At 62.1% G+C, this 13,099-nt stretch carries 14 protein-coding genes; 5 read left to right on the top strand and 9 right to left on the bottom strand.

Going from position 1 to position 13,099, the window contains the following annotated elements; translation table 11 throughout:
• Positions 1 to 18 precede the first annotated feature (18 nt).
• Positions 19 to 408, top strand: coding sequence for a DUF6709 family protein (locus I6E39_RS00320; protein WP_235379313.1), 390 nt, complete (start codon positions 19 to 21; stop codon positions 406 to 408).
• 83 nt (positions 409 to 491) lie between these two features.
• Here the strand turns inward: I6E39_RS00320 and I6E39_RS00315 are convergent, their stop codons facing one another.
• The 4 genes from I6E39_RS00315 to I6E39_RS00300 all read right to left on the bottom strand — a co-directional run bounded on the left by I6E39_RS00315 (position 492) and on the right by I6E39_RS00300 (position 3,870).
• A complete protein-coding gene (locus tag I6E39_RS00315) occupies positions 492 to 1,130 on the bottom strand; it encodes an NUDIX hydrolase (protein WP_235379312.1) in 639 nt (212 codons plus the stop codon).
• A 4-nt stretch (positions 1,131 to 1,134) separates the two neighbouring features.
• Positions 1,135 to 1,458, bottom strand: a complete 324-nt coding sequence (locus tag I6E39_RS00310; protein ID WP_235379311.1) for a hypothetical protein — start codon at positions 1,456 to 1,458, stop codon at positions 1,135 to 1,137.
• A gap of 60 nt (positions 1,459 to 1,518) precedes the next feature.
• Positions 1,519 to 3,270 (bottom strand): arginine--tRNA ligase, encoded by a 1,752-nt coding sequence (gene argS / locus I6E39_RS00305; RefSeq protein WP_235379310.1) that lies wholly within the window; start codon positions 3,268 to 3,270, stop codon positions 1,519 to 1,521.
• Between the two features lie 150 nt (positions 3,271 to 3,420).
• Positions 3,421 to 3,870, bottom strand: coding sequence for a YwiB family protein (locus tag I6E39_RS00300; RefSeq protein WP_235379309.1), 450 nt, complete (start codon positions 3,868 to 3,870; stop codon positions 3,421 to 3,423).
• Between the two features lie 262 nt (positions 3,871 to 4,132).
• On the opposite strand from I6E39_RS00300, the gene I6E39_RS00295 reads away from it, so the two are divergent.
• The 3 genes from I6E39_RS00295 to I6E39_RS00285 all read left to right on the top strand — a co-directional run bounded on the left by I6E39_RS00295 (position 4,133) and on the right by I6E39_RS00285 (position 6,302).
• Positions 4,133 to 4,546: a hypothetical protein gene (locus I6E39_RS00295; RefSeq protein WP_235379308.1), complete on the top strand. Its 414-nt coding sequence runs from the start codon at positions 4,133 to 4,135 to the stop codon at positions 4,544 to 4,546.
• Between the two features lie 27 nt (positions 4,547 to 4,573).
• Positions 4,574 to 5,260 carry a GntR family transcriptional regulator gene (locus I6E39_RS00290; RefSeq protein WP_235379307.1) on the top strand — a complete coding sequence of 229 codons (687 nt, stop codon included), beginning with the start codon at positions 4,574 to 4,576 and terminating at the stop codon, positions 5,258 to 5,260.
• Positions 5,261 to 5,372: 112 nt separating this feature from the next.
• Entirely contained in the window at positions 5,373 to 6,302 is a 930-nt protein-coding gene (locus tag I6E39_RS00285) for an AEC family transporter (protein ID WP_235379306.1), read from the top strand.
• Positions 6,303 to 6,367: 65 nt separating this feature from the next.
• On the opposite strand, the gene I6E39_RS00280 is transcribed toward I6E39_RS00285, so the two are convergent.
• From I6E39_RS00280 to I6E39_RS00265, 4 genes are all read right to left on the bottom strand, one after another.
• Positions 6,368 to 7,213 (bottom strand): metal ABC transporter permease, encoded by an 846-nt coding sequence (locus I6E39_RS00280; protein WP_268842117.1) that lies wholly within the window; start codon positions 7,211 to 7,213, stop codon positions 6,368 to 6,370.
• Positions 7,213 to 8,016 (bottom strand): metal ABC transporter ATP-binding protein, encoded by an 804-nt coding sequence (locus I6E39_RS00275; RefSeq protein ID WP_235379304.1) that lies wholly within the window; start codon positions 8,014 to 8,016, stop codon positions 7,213 to 7,215. The genes I6E39_RS00280 and I6E39_RS00275 overlap by 1 nt, the downstream gene beginning before the upstream one ends.
• Entirely contained in the window at positions 8,013 to 8,966 is a 954-nt protein-coding gene (locus I6E39_RS00270; RefSeq protein ID WP_235379303.1) for a metal ABC transporter substrate-binding protein, read from the bottom strand. The genes I6E39_RS00275 and I6E39_RS00270 overlap by 4 nt, the downstream gene beginning before the upstream one ends.
• A 281-nt stretch (positions 8,967 to 9,247) precedes the next feature.
• Entirely contained in the window at positions 9,248 to 10,705 is a 1,458-nt protein-coding gene (locus I6E39_RS00265; RefSeq protein ID WP_235379302.1) for a 4Fe-4S dicluster domain-containing protein, read from the bottom strand.
• A gap of 264 nt (positions 10,706 to 10,969) precedes the next feature.
• Between I6E39_RS00265 and I6E39_RS00260 the strand changes: the two genes are divergently transcribed.
• Positions 10,970 to 12,049, top strand: coding sequence for a hypothetical protein (locus I6E39_RS00260; protein WP_235379301.1), 1,080 nt, complete (start codon positions 10,970 to 10,972; stop codon positions 12,047 to 12,049).
• 39 nt (positions 12,050 to 12,088) lie between these two features.
• Here the strand turns inward: I6E39_RS00260 and I6E39_RS00255 are convergent, their stop codons facing one another.
• Entirely contained in the window at positions 12,089 to 12,985 is an 897-nt protein-coding gene (locus tag I6E39_RS00255) for a glycoside hydrolase family 25 protein (protein WP_235379300.1), read from the bottom strand.
• Between the last annotated feature and the right edge of the window lie 114 nt (positions 12,986 to 13,099).

Raw genomic sequence — 13,099 nt, 5'->3', positions numbered from 1 at the left:
TTCAAAGGAGGACACACCATGGCTTTTAAGGTCCTGTTCCCCACCTCCCTCTCGCCTCAGGAGCTGAAGACGGACTTTCAGCAGGCCCGGGATCTCGGCAAGGTCCGCCTGGGACAGAGCGGCTGCTATTTTACCCGGTTCGCCGGCACGGTCTGCCTCCCCTGGGGGCAGATCCTTCAGGCCTGGCTGCGCCAGGAGGAGGTCAACGCCAACCTGTGCTGCGGCAGAGCCAATTTCGATCAGTTCTTCCTGATGGTCCGGGACCGGAGCGGCACCGTCCACAAGGGAGAGGTGCTGTCCAAGGAGCTGGGCAAGGAGGCTCTGGCCCTGATCTCTGAACGGGACCCGGAGGTGGAGATCGGCTATCAGAAAGAGCGTCAAGCAGCCCAGCCCCACGGCGCAATGTGATCCAGCGCGCCGGATCTTAACCGCAACAAGCCCCCGCCCATTTGTTGAATTGGGCGGGGGCTTTGCAACATCAACCGCTGTCGTTAATCTTTTTCCTGCTTCTGCTCCAGCTCTCGCAGCAGCCGGATCAGGTTCCGGGTGATCCGCCCGGTGAGACCCCAGATGACCCGCCCCTCCCAGAAATAGACCGGCACGGTCTCCCGCCCCCGGACCCAGGCATAGTCCCGGGGGATGCCGATCTCCTCATAGGGGAAGTCCTCCCCCGGCTGGGGGACCAGGGGATAGCTGTACTCCTTGGGCGCCTGCTCCCACAGGCGCGCCAGCGGGACCAGAAAGGTCTCCGCCACCTCCCCGGGGTTGAGGCTCATATGCTCCAGAGCCTCTTCCTCCACCAGTCCCAGGATGGGATAGACGGCCCGTCCGGCGCGGTGGGCGATGAAATCCAGCGGCCCCAGCACCTGAACGGCACTGGCGGGGATGGCCAGTTCCTCCCAGGTCTCCCGCAGGGCGCATTCCTCCGGGGACTCCGCGCCCTCCATCCTTCCCCCGGGGAAGCAGATCTCCCCGGGCTGCCGGCGCATAGTGTGAGACCGGACCTCGTACAGCAGGGAGAGTCCCCCCTCCCCCCGCACCAGGGGGACTAGGATGGCACAGTCCTTCGCCGTATCCATCAGATGGGGCTGTCGGTTGCGGAAAAACTGCTCCGCGCGGCTCAGATCCATTCTCTCACACTCCCATGTTCAAATACAGCAGGGCAAAGGTCAAAATCAGACCCACCACGGCCCCGAACAGATAGGCTATCTCCCGGGGCCACTTCCAGAACAGGCCGGAAAAGCCCGCCGCCATGCCAAAATGGAGCAGCAGCAGCCGCTCCTTGGGCAGGAAATAGGGGTCCTCCACTTCGGGGGCCATGCTGACCATGTCCGGCAGCAGCCCCCAGCCCACCGCCGCTCCCATCAGCGCCAGGGCCACAATGGTGTAGACGATCATGCCGCGGTGTGCCTCCAGGGCATCCTTCAGTCTCTGAAAGCGTTCTCGCCTGGGCGCCATCTTCATGCTCCTTTCTGACAAAAAACACGCCCGCAGGCGTGTTTTTTGATTGTATCCGGTTTACATTTTCTCCGGCGCGGTGACGCCCAGCAGACCCAGTCCGTTGGCCAGGACGGCGCGCACCGTGTCGGCCAGCTTCAGCCGGGCAGCCAGCACCGCGGGCTCCTCGCCCTTGATCCGGCAGGCGTTATAGAAGCGGTGGAAGTCGCCGGCCAGGGCCACCAGATAGCGGTTGATCCGGCTGGGATCGTAATCCCGGGCGGCCAGGTGCAGCTCCTCGGGGTACTGGGCCAGAGCCTTTACCAGAGCCAGCTCCTCGGGAGCGGTCAGCACAGAGGCGTCCACGGCGCTGGACTCGGGCACCCGGGCGTTCTCCTCCTCGGCCAGGCGGGCGATGAGGGAGCAGATCCGGGCGTGGGCGTACTGGACGTAGTACACCGGGTTTTCGCTGTCCTGACGGACAGCCAAATCCAGGTCAAAGTCCAGGGGAGAGGTGGAGGTCCGGGAATTGAAGAAATACCGGGCGGCGTCCACGCTGATCTCGTCCAGCAGGTCGTGGAGGGCGATGGCCTTGCCGGAGCGCTTGGACATCCGGACGGGCTTGCCGTCCTGCATCAGGTTGACCAGCTGCATCAGCACCACCACCAGCCGGTTGGAGCCGTCCAGACCCAGGCCGTCCAGAGCGGCCTGGAGCCGGGCCACATGGCCGTGGTGATCGGCGCCCCAAATGTTGATGACCTTGTCAAAGCCCCGGACCGCCAGCTTGTTCCGGTGATAGGCGATGTCGGCGGCAAAATAGGTATAGAAGCCATTGGCCCGGCGGAGCACGTCGTCCTTCAGGTCCAGCTTGTCCACCTGCTCCTGGCTCTTGCCCTCCCGCATGAACTTCTCCTTCAGCAGTTGGGTGGTGTTCAGCCACAGAGCGCCGTCCTTCTCATAGGTCCAGCCCTTCTCGGTGAGCAGCCCCACCGTCTCGGCCACATAGCCGGAGCTGTGCAGCTCGGATTCGAAGAACCACTGGTCGTACTCGATGCCGTACCGGAGCAGGTCCGTCTTCATCTTAGGGATGTTGACGGACAGGCCGTACTGCGCCATCTTGTCCAGCCGCTCCTCCTCGGGCAGGTCCTTCCAGCTGTCCCCGTGCATCTCATAGATCGCCCGGGCCAGCTCCTTGATGTCCTCGCCGTGGTAGCCCTCCTCGGGGAATGCAAAGTTCTCCTCCCCCAGGATCAGCTGCATATACCGGGCATTGATGGAGACGGCGAACTTGTGGATCTGGTTGCCCGCGTCGTTGACATAGAACTCCTTCCAGGTGTCCCAGCCGTCCCGGGAGAGCACGTTGGCCAGGGTGTCGCCCAGAACGCCGCCCCGGGCGTTGCCCATGTGCATGGGGCCGGTGGGGTTGGCGGAGACGAATTCCACCATGACCTTCCGGCCCTTGCCCTCGTCGCCGTTTCCGTAGGCGCTCCCCTGGGTCTCCACGGCGGAGAGCACGTCGCCGTACCACTTGGGACCCAGCGTAAAGTTCAAAAAGCCGGGGCCGGCGATCTCCACCTTCTGGAAATAGCTGCCCTCCAGGTCCAGGTTATCCACGATGGCCTGGGCGATCATCCGGGGCGCCTTGTGCAGGGCCTTGGCTCCCGCCATGGCGAAGGAGGAGGCGTAGTCCCCGTGGGAGGTGTCCTTGGGGATCTCAATGGTGGCCTTTACCTCCGCGCCCGCGGGCAGAACGCCGGCGGCGGCCGCCTTCTCGTACGCGGCCTGGGTCAGCTGGGCCACCTGCTGCCGGGCGGCCTGGATCATGTTGCTCATTTTATCTATCACACCTTATTTATAATACAGAAGGCAGCATGCAACATGCGGAATCTATGCTTCCGCACCGGTGCGTCTGCCCACTGGTCAAGATACGCTTTCGCTCTTTCTGCTCGGTCTGAGTGTCCATCTTATCCTGCATCGTGCATTTTATTGCTTGAGTCCGCAGCCCTGGGCTTCCGTCACCTTGATTCGGAAGATGTTCCGCCCGGCAATGGCGTGGTCGATCTCGATGGCGTAGTCGATCTCGATGTCGCCCCCCTGGTCGTTCAGGTCGGCCAGCAGGTGGCGGGTATTCACCCCAATGGCCATGGCGCCATAAGGTGTATTGTACATGGACAGGTGGCGGCGGCCCTCCTGAAAGACCATCTGGGCGTTGACCTCTCCCACCCGCATCAGGGTCACCAGTTCCCCCTCCGCCTCCACCTGGATGGTGGTCAGCGTACCCTCCAGTCCGGTGAGCTCGCTCTCCTGGTAGGTCAGGGTATAACCCGCGTCATCCCGCATCAGCCGTCCCGCGGTGACCAGCTCAATGACGTCCGGGTCGGCGTCCTCATATTTCTGCATCCCCTTGATGGAGATGACTACATCCTTTTCCATAGCTGCCTCCAATGGGCTTTGATTCTCCGGCCGCCCCGGGCAGCCGCAGGTGGAGGTATTATACACGCTTTTCCCCCCGGTTGTAAAGGGCGGAATGTCAAATTCCAGCAGATAATATTCTATGTCATTTTCCCCGGAAAGACAAGGGGAAATTTCCCGGAACACCTCCCCTGCCTGCCGCGATTCCCCATTTGACAAATGCGGCCTTCCGGTTATAATATGAGTGACCGCATCTCTGATTCCGGGAAAGGAGGTCCCATTCATGAACCTGGAATTGAGCAACAAGCAGTTTCGACGGCTGCTGGATCTAGTATACATCGGAAATTGGATCTTGAATTCCACCCGGGGCGACCAGCGCTTCGCGGACTATGACGAGGTGGAGAGCCTGGTCTTCGGCCAAGCCATTCTGGAGGGCATGCCCGCCCTGGCGGAGCTGTATCAGGGCGAGATCGTCCCCTCCCGGGCCTTTGTGGAAGGCGGCATCCACGAGGCCATCGCGGAGTACGAAAACAACGTCTTTTTCGACATTCTGGCCGAGGATCTGGCCCGCCGGGATATGGACGACGCCCCTATCGACGAGAGCAACTACGCTGAGCTGACCAGCCGCATCGACGCCTATATCGCCGAGTTTGAACAGCACGGAACCGACAATATTCTGGTGGATATTGACACCTGACCCCCGCCCGCCCTCAGGAGAATGACCATGCTTTTTGATCGAGACAAGCTGCACACACTCCGGGAACAAAACCCCTTTCTTCCCAGCACAGAATTGGCCTACCGGATGGTGCTGGACGGCCTGCTGGACGGCCAACTGGAGCCGGGCGCCCACTTGAATCAAAACGACCTGGCGCAGCAGTTGGACATGAGCCGTTCTCCCGTCCGGGACGCTCTGCTCCGTCTGTCGGAGGAGGGCTTCGTCTCCCGCACGCCCCGCGGGTTCCAGGCCCCCCTGCTGGATGGCCAGGACTTTGCGGATTTTATGGAGTACCGCTGCGAGCTGGAGTCCTTTTCCGCCCGTCTGGCCACCCACTGGGCCACCCGGGACCAGCTGGCGGCCATGGAGAACAATTTAGCGGAATATCAGGACGCCATTGAACGGGAGGACCGCTCTGCGGCCACCCGGCTGGACTCCGCTTTCCATGCCCTGGTGGGCGAGGCCTCCCACAACCGCTATCTTCAGGCCGCCTATGACCAGCTGCTCCGTCAATCCCGGTTTTATTTGATCCGGCTGGTCCCCCATCAGAATGTAGTGCGGAATCTCCAGCGTCACCGGGCCATCTACAAAGCCATTGCCGCCCACGACGAGGAGGGCGCGGCGGCCGCCATCCGCGCGCACATGACCGACGCCATGCGGACCGCCCTCAGGGTCCAAAAGGACCAAGCTCCCTGAATCTTACCGCCCCCTGTGTATCCCGGTGGGTACACAGGGGGCGGTGTTTGTTTCAAATTTGATACATTCCCTCCGGTCATGCTACATTAGCCAAACAAAGGAGGGCTGTCTCATGCCGATCCCGCTGACCGGGACACTCATCCAGTTGATCGAATTACAGAGCACCCTTGTGCTGATGATGGCGGCCGGAGTGGTTCTCGCCAAGGCCGGAGTCATCACAAAGGCCGGCCGCCAGGTGCTGTCCGATGTGACCATCCGGATCTTCATTCCCTGCAATATTCTGAAATCCTTTTTGGGCGCTATGGACCTGTCCGTTTTCCGCTCCTGCTCGGTACTGTTTGCCCTGGCCGTGGCCCTGGAGCTGCTGTATGTGGCGCTGAACCGGTTCCTCTACCGCCGCTATGTTCCCGAGCGCCGGAATATCCTGCAATACACCACCTTGGCCTCCAACGGAGGCTTTCTGGGCACGGCTATCTCCGAGGGACTGTACGGGGATCTGGGGCTGCTGTACAACTCCATCTTTCTCATCCCCATGCGGATCTTCATGTGGTCCGTCGGCCTGTCCTATTTCACCGCGCCCCCTTCCAAAAAGGAGGTCATCCGAAAGGTCTTTCTCCACCCCTGTCTGGTGGGACTGTATCTGGGGCTGTTCTTCATGCTGACCCCCTTCCGGCTCCCCGGCCTGTTGGATTCCACGGTGCGCTCCATGGCCGCCTGCACCACCCCCATGGTCATGGTCATCACCGGCTCTATCCTGGCGGACATGGACCCCAGGCATTTTCTTGACCGGGACTCCCTCTATTTCAGCTTCATCCGTCTGGTGGGGCTGCCCCTGATCACCTATCTTTGCTGTCTGGTCCTGCCTCTGGACTCCACCGCGAAAGGCATCGCCGTCCTGATGTCCGGAATGCCCGGCGCCAGCACCACGGTGCTCTTTGCTGCCCGGTATGACAGTGACGCCCCCTTCGCAACCAAGTGCGTGGTGGTCACCATCCTGCTGTCGGTGCTCACCATCCCCGCCTGGGCTCTGATCCTCGCTTAACCCACTCTTTTCATACACCTCAAAGCCCCACGGACCGGTCCGGTCCGTGGGGCTTTGGGGATTTGTTATCCTTTTTTCCGCAGCAGGAAGGTGATAAGGAACCACACCGCCAGATACAGGGTGATGGCGGCGCCGGCGGATGCGCCGATGTAGTAGGAGGTCATCAGACCCGCCACGCCGGCCGCCACCGCTCCCAGCAGGGAGATCAGGTGGTACTGGGCCATGTTCCGGGCCACGTTCCGGGCGGAGGCGGCGGGCAGCACCAGCAGGGAGTTGATGACCAGCAGGCCCACCCAGGTCATGGACAGGGTAACCACCACGGCGATGGCCATGGAGAACACCGTCTCCTGCCAGAACACCCGAATGCCCCGGCTGTCGGCCAGGGCCGGATGGACGGCGGACAGCATGAGCTGGTTGAAAGACCCCGCCCACAGCAGGACCACCAGCACCAGGATCAGGGCCAGCAGACCGATCTTGGCCGGTTCCACCGACAAAATGTCACCGATGAGCAGATTATTGAACTTGGTGAAGGACCGGCCGCCCAAAGTGGACAGGAAGATGCCCAGCGCCACGGCGGTGGAGGAAAAGACGCCGATGACCGTATCACTGGCCAGTGCGGAGCGGCGGCGGACCAGGTTGAACAGCAGGGCGAAGAGGATGGCGAAGATCACCGCCGCCCAGCTGGGCTCGTTGAAGCCGCACAGGGCCCCGATGGCCATTCCGGTAAAGGCGGAGTGGCCCAGGGCGTCGGAGAAGAAGGACATGCGGCTATGGACCACCATGGTGGACAGGATACCGAACAGAGGGGAGATGACCAGCACCGCCAGCAGAGCGTGCTTCATAAAGTACATGGTCCCGGGCTGAGCCCACTCAAAGGGCAGCAGGGACACCAGAGAGTACCACAGCTCCATCACGCCTCGCCTCCCTTCCCCATCCGCAGATGGAAGGTCTCATAAAACTCCGGAGAGGACAGCACCTCATCGGGCGGTCCCGCCTTGAGCACTTTCTTGTTCAGCAGGATCACCTTGTCGGCGAACTGGCTCAGCGTGGCAAAGTCGTGGGTGGACAGGAAAATGGACAGGTCATACTGGGTCCGCAGCTCGTCCAGCATCTCCAGCAGCTGGTGCTCCCCCTCGATGTCCACGCCGGACAGGGGCTCGTCCAGGATCAGGATGTGGGGCACCGGCTCCAGGGCCAGGGCCAGCAGCACCCTCTGGAGCTGGCCGCCGGACAGGGCCCCCATGGGCTTGTCCAGCAGGTCCTCCCCGTGTACCCGGGCCAGACTGGCCGCCGCCCGCTCCCGGTACCCCTTGGGCACCGGCAGCCACACCGGCCACTTGGCGGTGGCGGCGGTAAAGAAGTCCAGTACGCTCACCGGGTCTCCCCGGTCAAAGCTGGGGGCTTGGGGCACATAGCCCACCAGGGGCCGTTTCCCTCCGGTGACGGTGCCGTCAGCCAGGCGGATGGCGGGGCCGCCTGCCGGGGAAAAGGTAATGCTCCCCCGATAGGGCATCTGCCCCAGGATGCTGCGGAACAAGGAGGATTTTCCCGCCCCGTTGGGGCCGATGAGGGCCACGATCTCTCCGCAGTGCAAATGGAAGGACACGTCCTCCAGGATGGAGTCTCCCTGGAGGCGTACCGACAGGCCCTCCAGCTTCAGGCAGCAGGCATCGGCGCAGCCGGTGGCCAGGCGGCCATGTTTGATCTTTCTCACCGGACTACCTCCTCTCCCGCAAATCCATTGACAATGGTTCTCGCATTGCTCCGCAGACCCTCCAGATAGTTGGACAGCCCGTCGTCCGGACCGTCCATCACCATGGTCAGCTGGGCCACCTCACAGCCCGTTTCCCGGGAAATGGCCTTAGCGGTGGCGTCGGAGCCGTTGACCTCGGTGAAGATAACGGGGATATCATATTCCCGCACCAGCTCCGTGATCTCCACGATCTCATGGGCGCTGGCCTCGCTGCCCGCCTCCTCCTCGATGGACTCCAGCAGGGGCAGGCCGTAGGCCCAGGCAAAATACTGGAAGCCGTCGTGGAAGGTGATAAGGCCCGTGATCTCCTTCCACGTCCCGTTCAGCGCGGCGAACATGTCGGTCAGCTCCTTGTCCAGGGCGTCCAGCTGGGCGCTGACCTGGCCGGCGTTCTCCTCATAGGTCCGCTCATGCTCCGGATCGATCTCACACAGCTTTTCCCGCAGACGGGACACCATATGGTCGGCGTGCATGGGGCTCATCCAATAGTGGGGGTCCCAGTGGCCGTGGTCGTGGTCCTCCTCGCCGCCCTCCTCATGGTGGTGCTCCAGGTTCTCCAGCAGGTCCATGCCCTCGGAACAGTCGATGACAAACGCGTCGGAGGCGGCCAGAGCGTCCTCCATAAATTCCTCCAGCTCCGCGCCGTTCAGGGCGATCACATCGGCCTGTTCGATCTCCTTCATGTCCTGGACCGACAGGGTGTAATCGTGGAGACAACTGGCCTCGCCGGTGTTCAGCCGTTCCACCGCCACCCCTTCCACGCCGGCGGTGACGGCGCTGACGAACAGATAGACGGGATAGGTGGTGGCCACCACGGTGAGCCGGGTTTCCTCCGCCCCAGGTCTCGTCCGCCCGCAGCCGGGCAGCAGAAACAGGAGGGCCGCGATCAGACAAAGGATGCGTTTTCTCATGAAATACCTCTCAAAATATGAATCAAGTCCGTTCTTTTTAACTGATATAGTATATCTTACTTTTCGCCCTTTGTAAATCCATTCTTCCCAAGCTCCCGTTTCCCACTTTCTCCCTTCTTACTTCATCCCCAGCGCCGTGGTCAGCGTTCAGCGGGCAGTAAGCCGGAATTTGACCGTACCTTCTCCCCGGGCGGATGCCAGGTTATCACACGGGCTTTCTCCATCCGTGCACAAAAAGCCGGGGCCTCCCAGTAAGGAAGCCCCGGCTTTGAAGCACAGGATCAGGCCTTTTCGGTCTTGCTCTCGGTCTTGGCGGCCGCCTGGGCCTTGGGGGCGGACACCGCGGCCAGGATGGTGCGGCCCTGGGCCTCCTTGGCGTGATTTTCCACGTCCAAGCGGTTGCGGGGGCTGCGGACCAGACAGCCGGCGCCCTGGACACAGCCGCCCTCACAGGCCATGCCCTCGATAAAGTTGCCCTCCAGCTTGCCCAGCTTCAGCTTGAGCAGCGCCATCTCGCACTGGGAGATCCCGCTGCAGGGGACAGCCTTCACCTCAAAGTCGGCATTCTTCTCCTGCAGGGCCTGGACCACGGCCTGGGCCACGCCGCCGCTGCGGGCAAAGTTGCGGCCGAAGGGGCTGGCCTCATCCAGTTCGGCCTCCTCCAGCTTGGTCAGGTCGATGTCCTTGGACTCGAACAGGGCGAACAGTTCCTCATAGGTCAGCACACAGTCGATGGCGTTCATGGTGCGGCCCAGCTGGAACTCCTTCTTCTTGGCCACGCAGGGGCCGATAAAGACCACCTTCGCGTCAGGCTCCTTCTCCTTCAGGTGCAGGCCGATCATGACCATGGGAGAGGGAGTGTGGGACACATACTTGTCCAGCTCGGGGTGCTTCTTCTTCACATAACCCACAAAGCCGGGGCAGCAGGAGGAGGTCAGCACGCCCCGCTCCATCAGCTCGTCAGACTCCCGGTCGGCCACCATGTCGGCGCCCAGAGCCACCTCGGCCACGCCGGAGAAGCCCAGCGCCTTCAGGCCGGCCACCAGCTGGCCATATGTAGCAGGGGCGAACTGGCCGGCGATGGAGGGAGCGATGACGGCATAGGTCTTATAGCCCCAGTGCTCGCCGCCACGAAGCATCTGGATGGCGTCTGTGATCCAAGACTTGTCCTGGATGGCGCCGAAGGGGCACTGGTACACGCAGTTGCCGCAGGAGATGCACTTGTTGATGTCGATGGACGCCTTCTTGTCCGGACCCATGGAGATGGCGCCGGCGGGGCAGCCCTTCTCGCAGGGGCGCTGGGTCTTCACAATGGCGCTGTACTGGCAGGCGGTGAGACACTTGCCGCAGGTGATGCACTTCTGGTGGTCGATCTGGGCGCGGTGGTTCACGATGGTGATGGCGTCCTTCGGGCAGGCGTGGACGCAACGGGTGGCCAGACAGCCGCGGCAGGAGGCGCTGACCGTCATCTCGGTCACGGGGCACTCGTCGCAGGCGATGGGGAGCACTTCCACCACGCAGGGGTTGGTCTTGTCGCCGCCCATAGCCATCTTCACCCGGCTGTTGATGATGGCCCGTTCCTTATAGATACAGCAGCGCAGGCTGGCCTCGGGGCCGGGAATGATCTTCTCCGGAATGTCCAGAACACTGGTCTGGCTCCGGTCCTCCCAAGTCAGCCGGGCTACCTCCGTCAAAACAGAAGTCTTCAGCTCCTGAATTTTGGTCTCAAATGTACGCATACTCTCTCTTCCTCCAACTTTTCCCTCGTTGTTGTTCCAAAGCGGCCGTCAGATGTGCAGGAACTGCCGCCCAATCCTTCATCCTGCAAGTTTCCCTTCATTTTCGCCCTCATTCTACCCCACTCATTTCTGTCTGTCAATGTGTATTTTTGCCCATTTATCAGTGTTTTTCCGATGTTTTTTGGCTCTTTCCATTTCCTGCGAACCGATGGCCCGTTCTCCGCATAGTCTGGGGTACAGATTCGTTGATATGGAGGGTCGGTTATGTCTGCTTTACCTCACATCCAATATTTTCTGGGGGCAAACGCCCCTTCTGGTTTCTATTCCCTCTACCCGGAATTGATTGCGCCCGAGACGGCCCGGGCCATCTATATCCTGAAGGGCGGTCCCGGCTGCGGCAAGTCCACCCTCATGCGCCGGGTCGGCCAGCGCATGGAGCAGGCCGGGCTGGAGACCGAGTACATCCTCTGTTCCGGGGACCCGGCTTCCCTGGACGCCCTGCTCCTCCCCCAGCTGGCTGTGGCCTTTGTGGACGGCACCGCCCCCCATGTGGTCGAGCCAAAATATCCCGGGGTGGTGGAGCGCTATGTGAACATAGGCCAGTGCTATGACTCCCGGGGGCTGGCCCCTCTGCGGCCGGACATCATCTCCTGCATGTCGGGCTACAAGGGCTGCTATCAACGCGCTTACCGCTGTCTGGGCGCGTCGGCTGAAATTTATGAGGACGTGCGCGCTGCCCTGCTCACCGACGAGCTGTCGGAAAAGCTGGCCAAGCGGGCGCACGGCATTCTGGCCCGGGAGCTGCGGAAGAAAAAGCGGCCCTCGGGGGGACAGATCAAGCAGCGGTTCCTCGGCGCGGTGACCCACGCGGGGCCCATCTGCCTGTTCGACACCGCCCAGGCCCAGTGCGACCGGATCTATGAATTGGCGGACAACTACGGTCTGGCCCATGAGGTCCTCATCCACCTTCTGGCCGGCATCACAGCGGGCGGATATGACGTGGTGGCCTGTCCCGACCCGATGGCGCCCGACCGGCTGGCCCATCTGCTGGTCCCCCAGCTGGATCTGGCCTTCCTGACCTCCACCGCCGCGCTCCCCTTCCCGGGTACCCCCTACCGCCGCATCCGGCTGGACGCGGCGGCGGACCGGGAGCTGCTCCGCCACAGCCGCCCCCGCCTCCGCTTTTCCAAAAAGGTGTCCTCCGCCCTGATGGACGAGGCCGTGTCCTCCCTGGCCCAGGCCAAGGCCATGCACGACGACCTGGAGGCCATTTACAACCCCTATGTGGACTTTGACCGGGTGGAACAGATGGCTCTGGACCTCTGTGGTGAGATCTTACAATAGCTCAACAGGCCTCCCGGCTATGCCGGGAGGCCTGTTGATTTAATTCACCGCAGGGCGCAGGTCCAGGTTCCAGTCCACCTTCCCCTGGATCCCGTCCACGGTCCCCGTGTGGGTATACTGCCAGAGCATAAAGTCATAGTAAAAATCCGGAGCGCTGTCGTACTCCGCCAGCCAGATAGGCCAGTCGGTCAAAAGGGACAGGTCATAGAGGAGATAGCCCATCTCCTGATTCAGATAGACCACGGGTTCGTACCCCGCCTGCTCCACCCTGCGGCAGAAGGCCGCCGCGCACTGGGTCAGGGTCTCCCCGTCCAGACCGTCGGTCCGGGCGTCCTTTCCCGGGGTGATAGGCTCCCAGTCGAAGGCCACGGGGTAGGTGATCTCATACCCCTCCAGGGCCTTGAGCACAAAGTCCGCCTCTTCCTCCGCCTCCTCCGGGGTGATGGCCTGAGAGAAGAAGTAGACCCCTACCTCCAGACCGGCTTCCGCAGCCCCCCGAATGTTTTCCGCAAAGCGGCTGTCAAACTGGAGTGTTCCCTCGGTATAGCCCCGGTAGCCCAGCCGGATCATGGCGAATTCCACGCCGTCCGCCGCCACCGCCTGCCATTCGATCTCCCCTTGATAAAAGGACACGTCAATGCCCTCCTTAGCCCGGCGTCCGTTGTCAGAATAGGACACCCGACCCCGCTCATCCACCGTAAAGCCCTCCCGGTCATACCGGTTTACCGGGACCCCGGGCTTTGCCTCCAGAATCCGGTCCCGGTAGGTAAAGGTGACCGGCTCGGGATTCATGACAAAATACAGGGCCGCCGCCGCGGCCAGAGCCAGCACCAGGGCCAGCACCGCCAGAACTGCCCGGCCGAAACCCCCGTTTTTTCGCGCCAAGCGGCTTGGCTTCTCTGCCTTCTTCGACTTTCGATTGGTATCTTCTCTCATGGTCTGCCCTCCCGGCACACGGCGCTGTTGTCGAGTTTCGTCGAACATTATACCAGACGGGTCTCTTTCCCGCAACTCGGTTTCCTCTCCCTGAAAAGAGGGAGCCCGGACACA

The sequence above is a fragment of the Pseudoflavonifractor phocaeensis genome, assembly GCF_021531375.1.
In the GTDB taxonomy this organism is placed as follows: Bacteria; Bacillota; Clostridia; order Oscillospirales; family Oscillospiraceae; genus Lawsonibacter; species Lawsonibacter phocaeensis_B.
Note: the sequence above shows the minus strand (reverse complement) of the source record. Positions and strands in the feature narration are given on the sequence as shown.

What these genes read in the sequence shown, in the direction of transcription:
- I6E39_RS00320 (WP_235379313.1), top strand. Translation starts at nt 19, where the DNA reads ATGGCTTTTAAGGTCCTGTTCCCCACCTCCCTCTCGCCTCAGGAGCTG.
- I6E39_RS00315 (WP_235379312.1), bottom strand. Translation starts at nt 1,130, where the DNA reads ATGGATCTGAGCCGCGCGGAGCAGTTTTTCCGCAACCGACAGCCCCAT.
- I6E39_RS00310 (WP_235379311.1), bottom strand. Translation starts at nt 1,458, where the DNA reads ATGGCGCCCAGGCGAGAACGCTTTCAGAGACTGAAGGATGCCCTGGAG.
- argS (WP_235379310.1), bottom strand. Translation starts at nt 3,270, where the DNA reads ATGAGCAACATGATCCAGGCCGCCCGGCAGCAGGTGGCCCAGCTGACC.
- I6E39_RS00300 (WP_235379309.1), bottom strand. Translation starts at nt 3,870, where the DNA reads ATGGAAAAGGATGTAGTCATCTCCATCAAGGGGATGCAGAAATATGAG.
- I6E39_RS00295 (WP_235379308.1), top strand. Translation starts at nt 4,133, where the DNA reads ATGAACCTGGAATTGAGCAACAAGCAGTTTCGACGGCTGCTGGATCTA.
- I6E39_RS00290 (WP_235379307.1), top strand. Translation starts at nt 4,574, where the DNA reads ATGCTTTTTGATCGAGACAAGCTGCACACACTCCGGGAACAAAACCCC.
- I6E39_RS00285 (WP_235379306.1), top strand. Translation starts at nt 5,373, where the DNA reads ATGCCGATCCCGCTGACCGGGACACTCATCCAGTTGATCGAATTACAG.
- I6E39_RS00280 (WP_268842117.1), bottom strand. Translation starts at nt 7,213, where the DNA reads ATGGAGCTGTGGTACTCTCTGGTGTCCCTGCTGCCCTTTGAGTGGGCT.
- I6E39_RS00270 (WP_235379303.1), bottom strand. Translation starts at nt 8,966, where the DNA reads ATGAGAAAACGCATCCTTTGTCTGATCGCGGCCCTCCTGTTTCTGCTG.
- I6E39_RS00265 (WP_235379302.1), bottom strand. Translation starts at nt 10,705, where the DNA reads ATGCGTACATTTGAGACCAAAATTCAGGAGCTGAAGACTTCTGTTTTG.
- I6E39_RS00260 (WP_235379301.1), top strand. Translation starts at nt 10,970, where the DNA reads ATGTCTGCTTTACCTCACATCCAATATTTTCTGGGGGCAAACGCCCCT.
- I6E39_RS00255 (WP_235379300.1), bottom strand. Translation starts at nt 12,985, where the DNA reads ATGAGAGAAGATACCAATCGAAAGTCGAAGAAGGCAGAGAAGCCAAGC.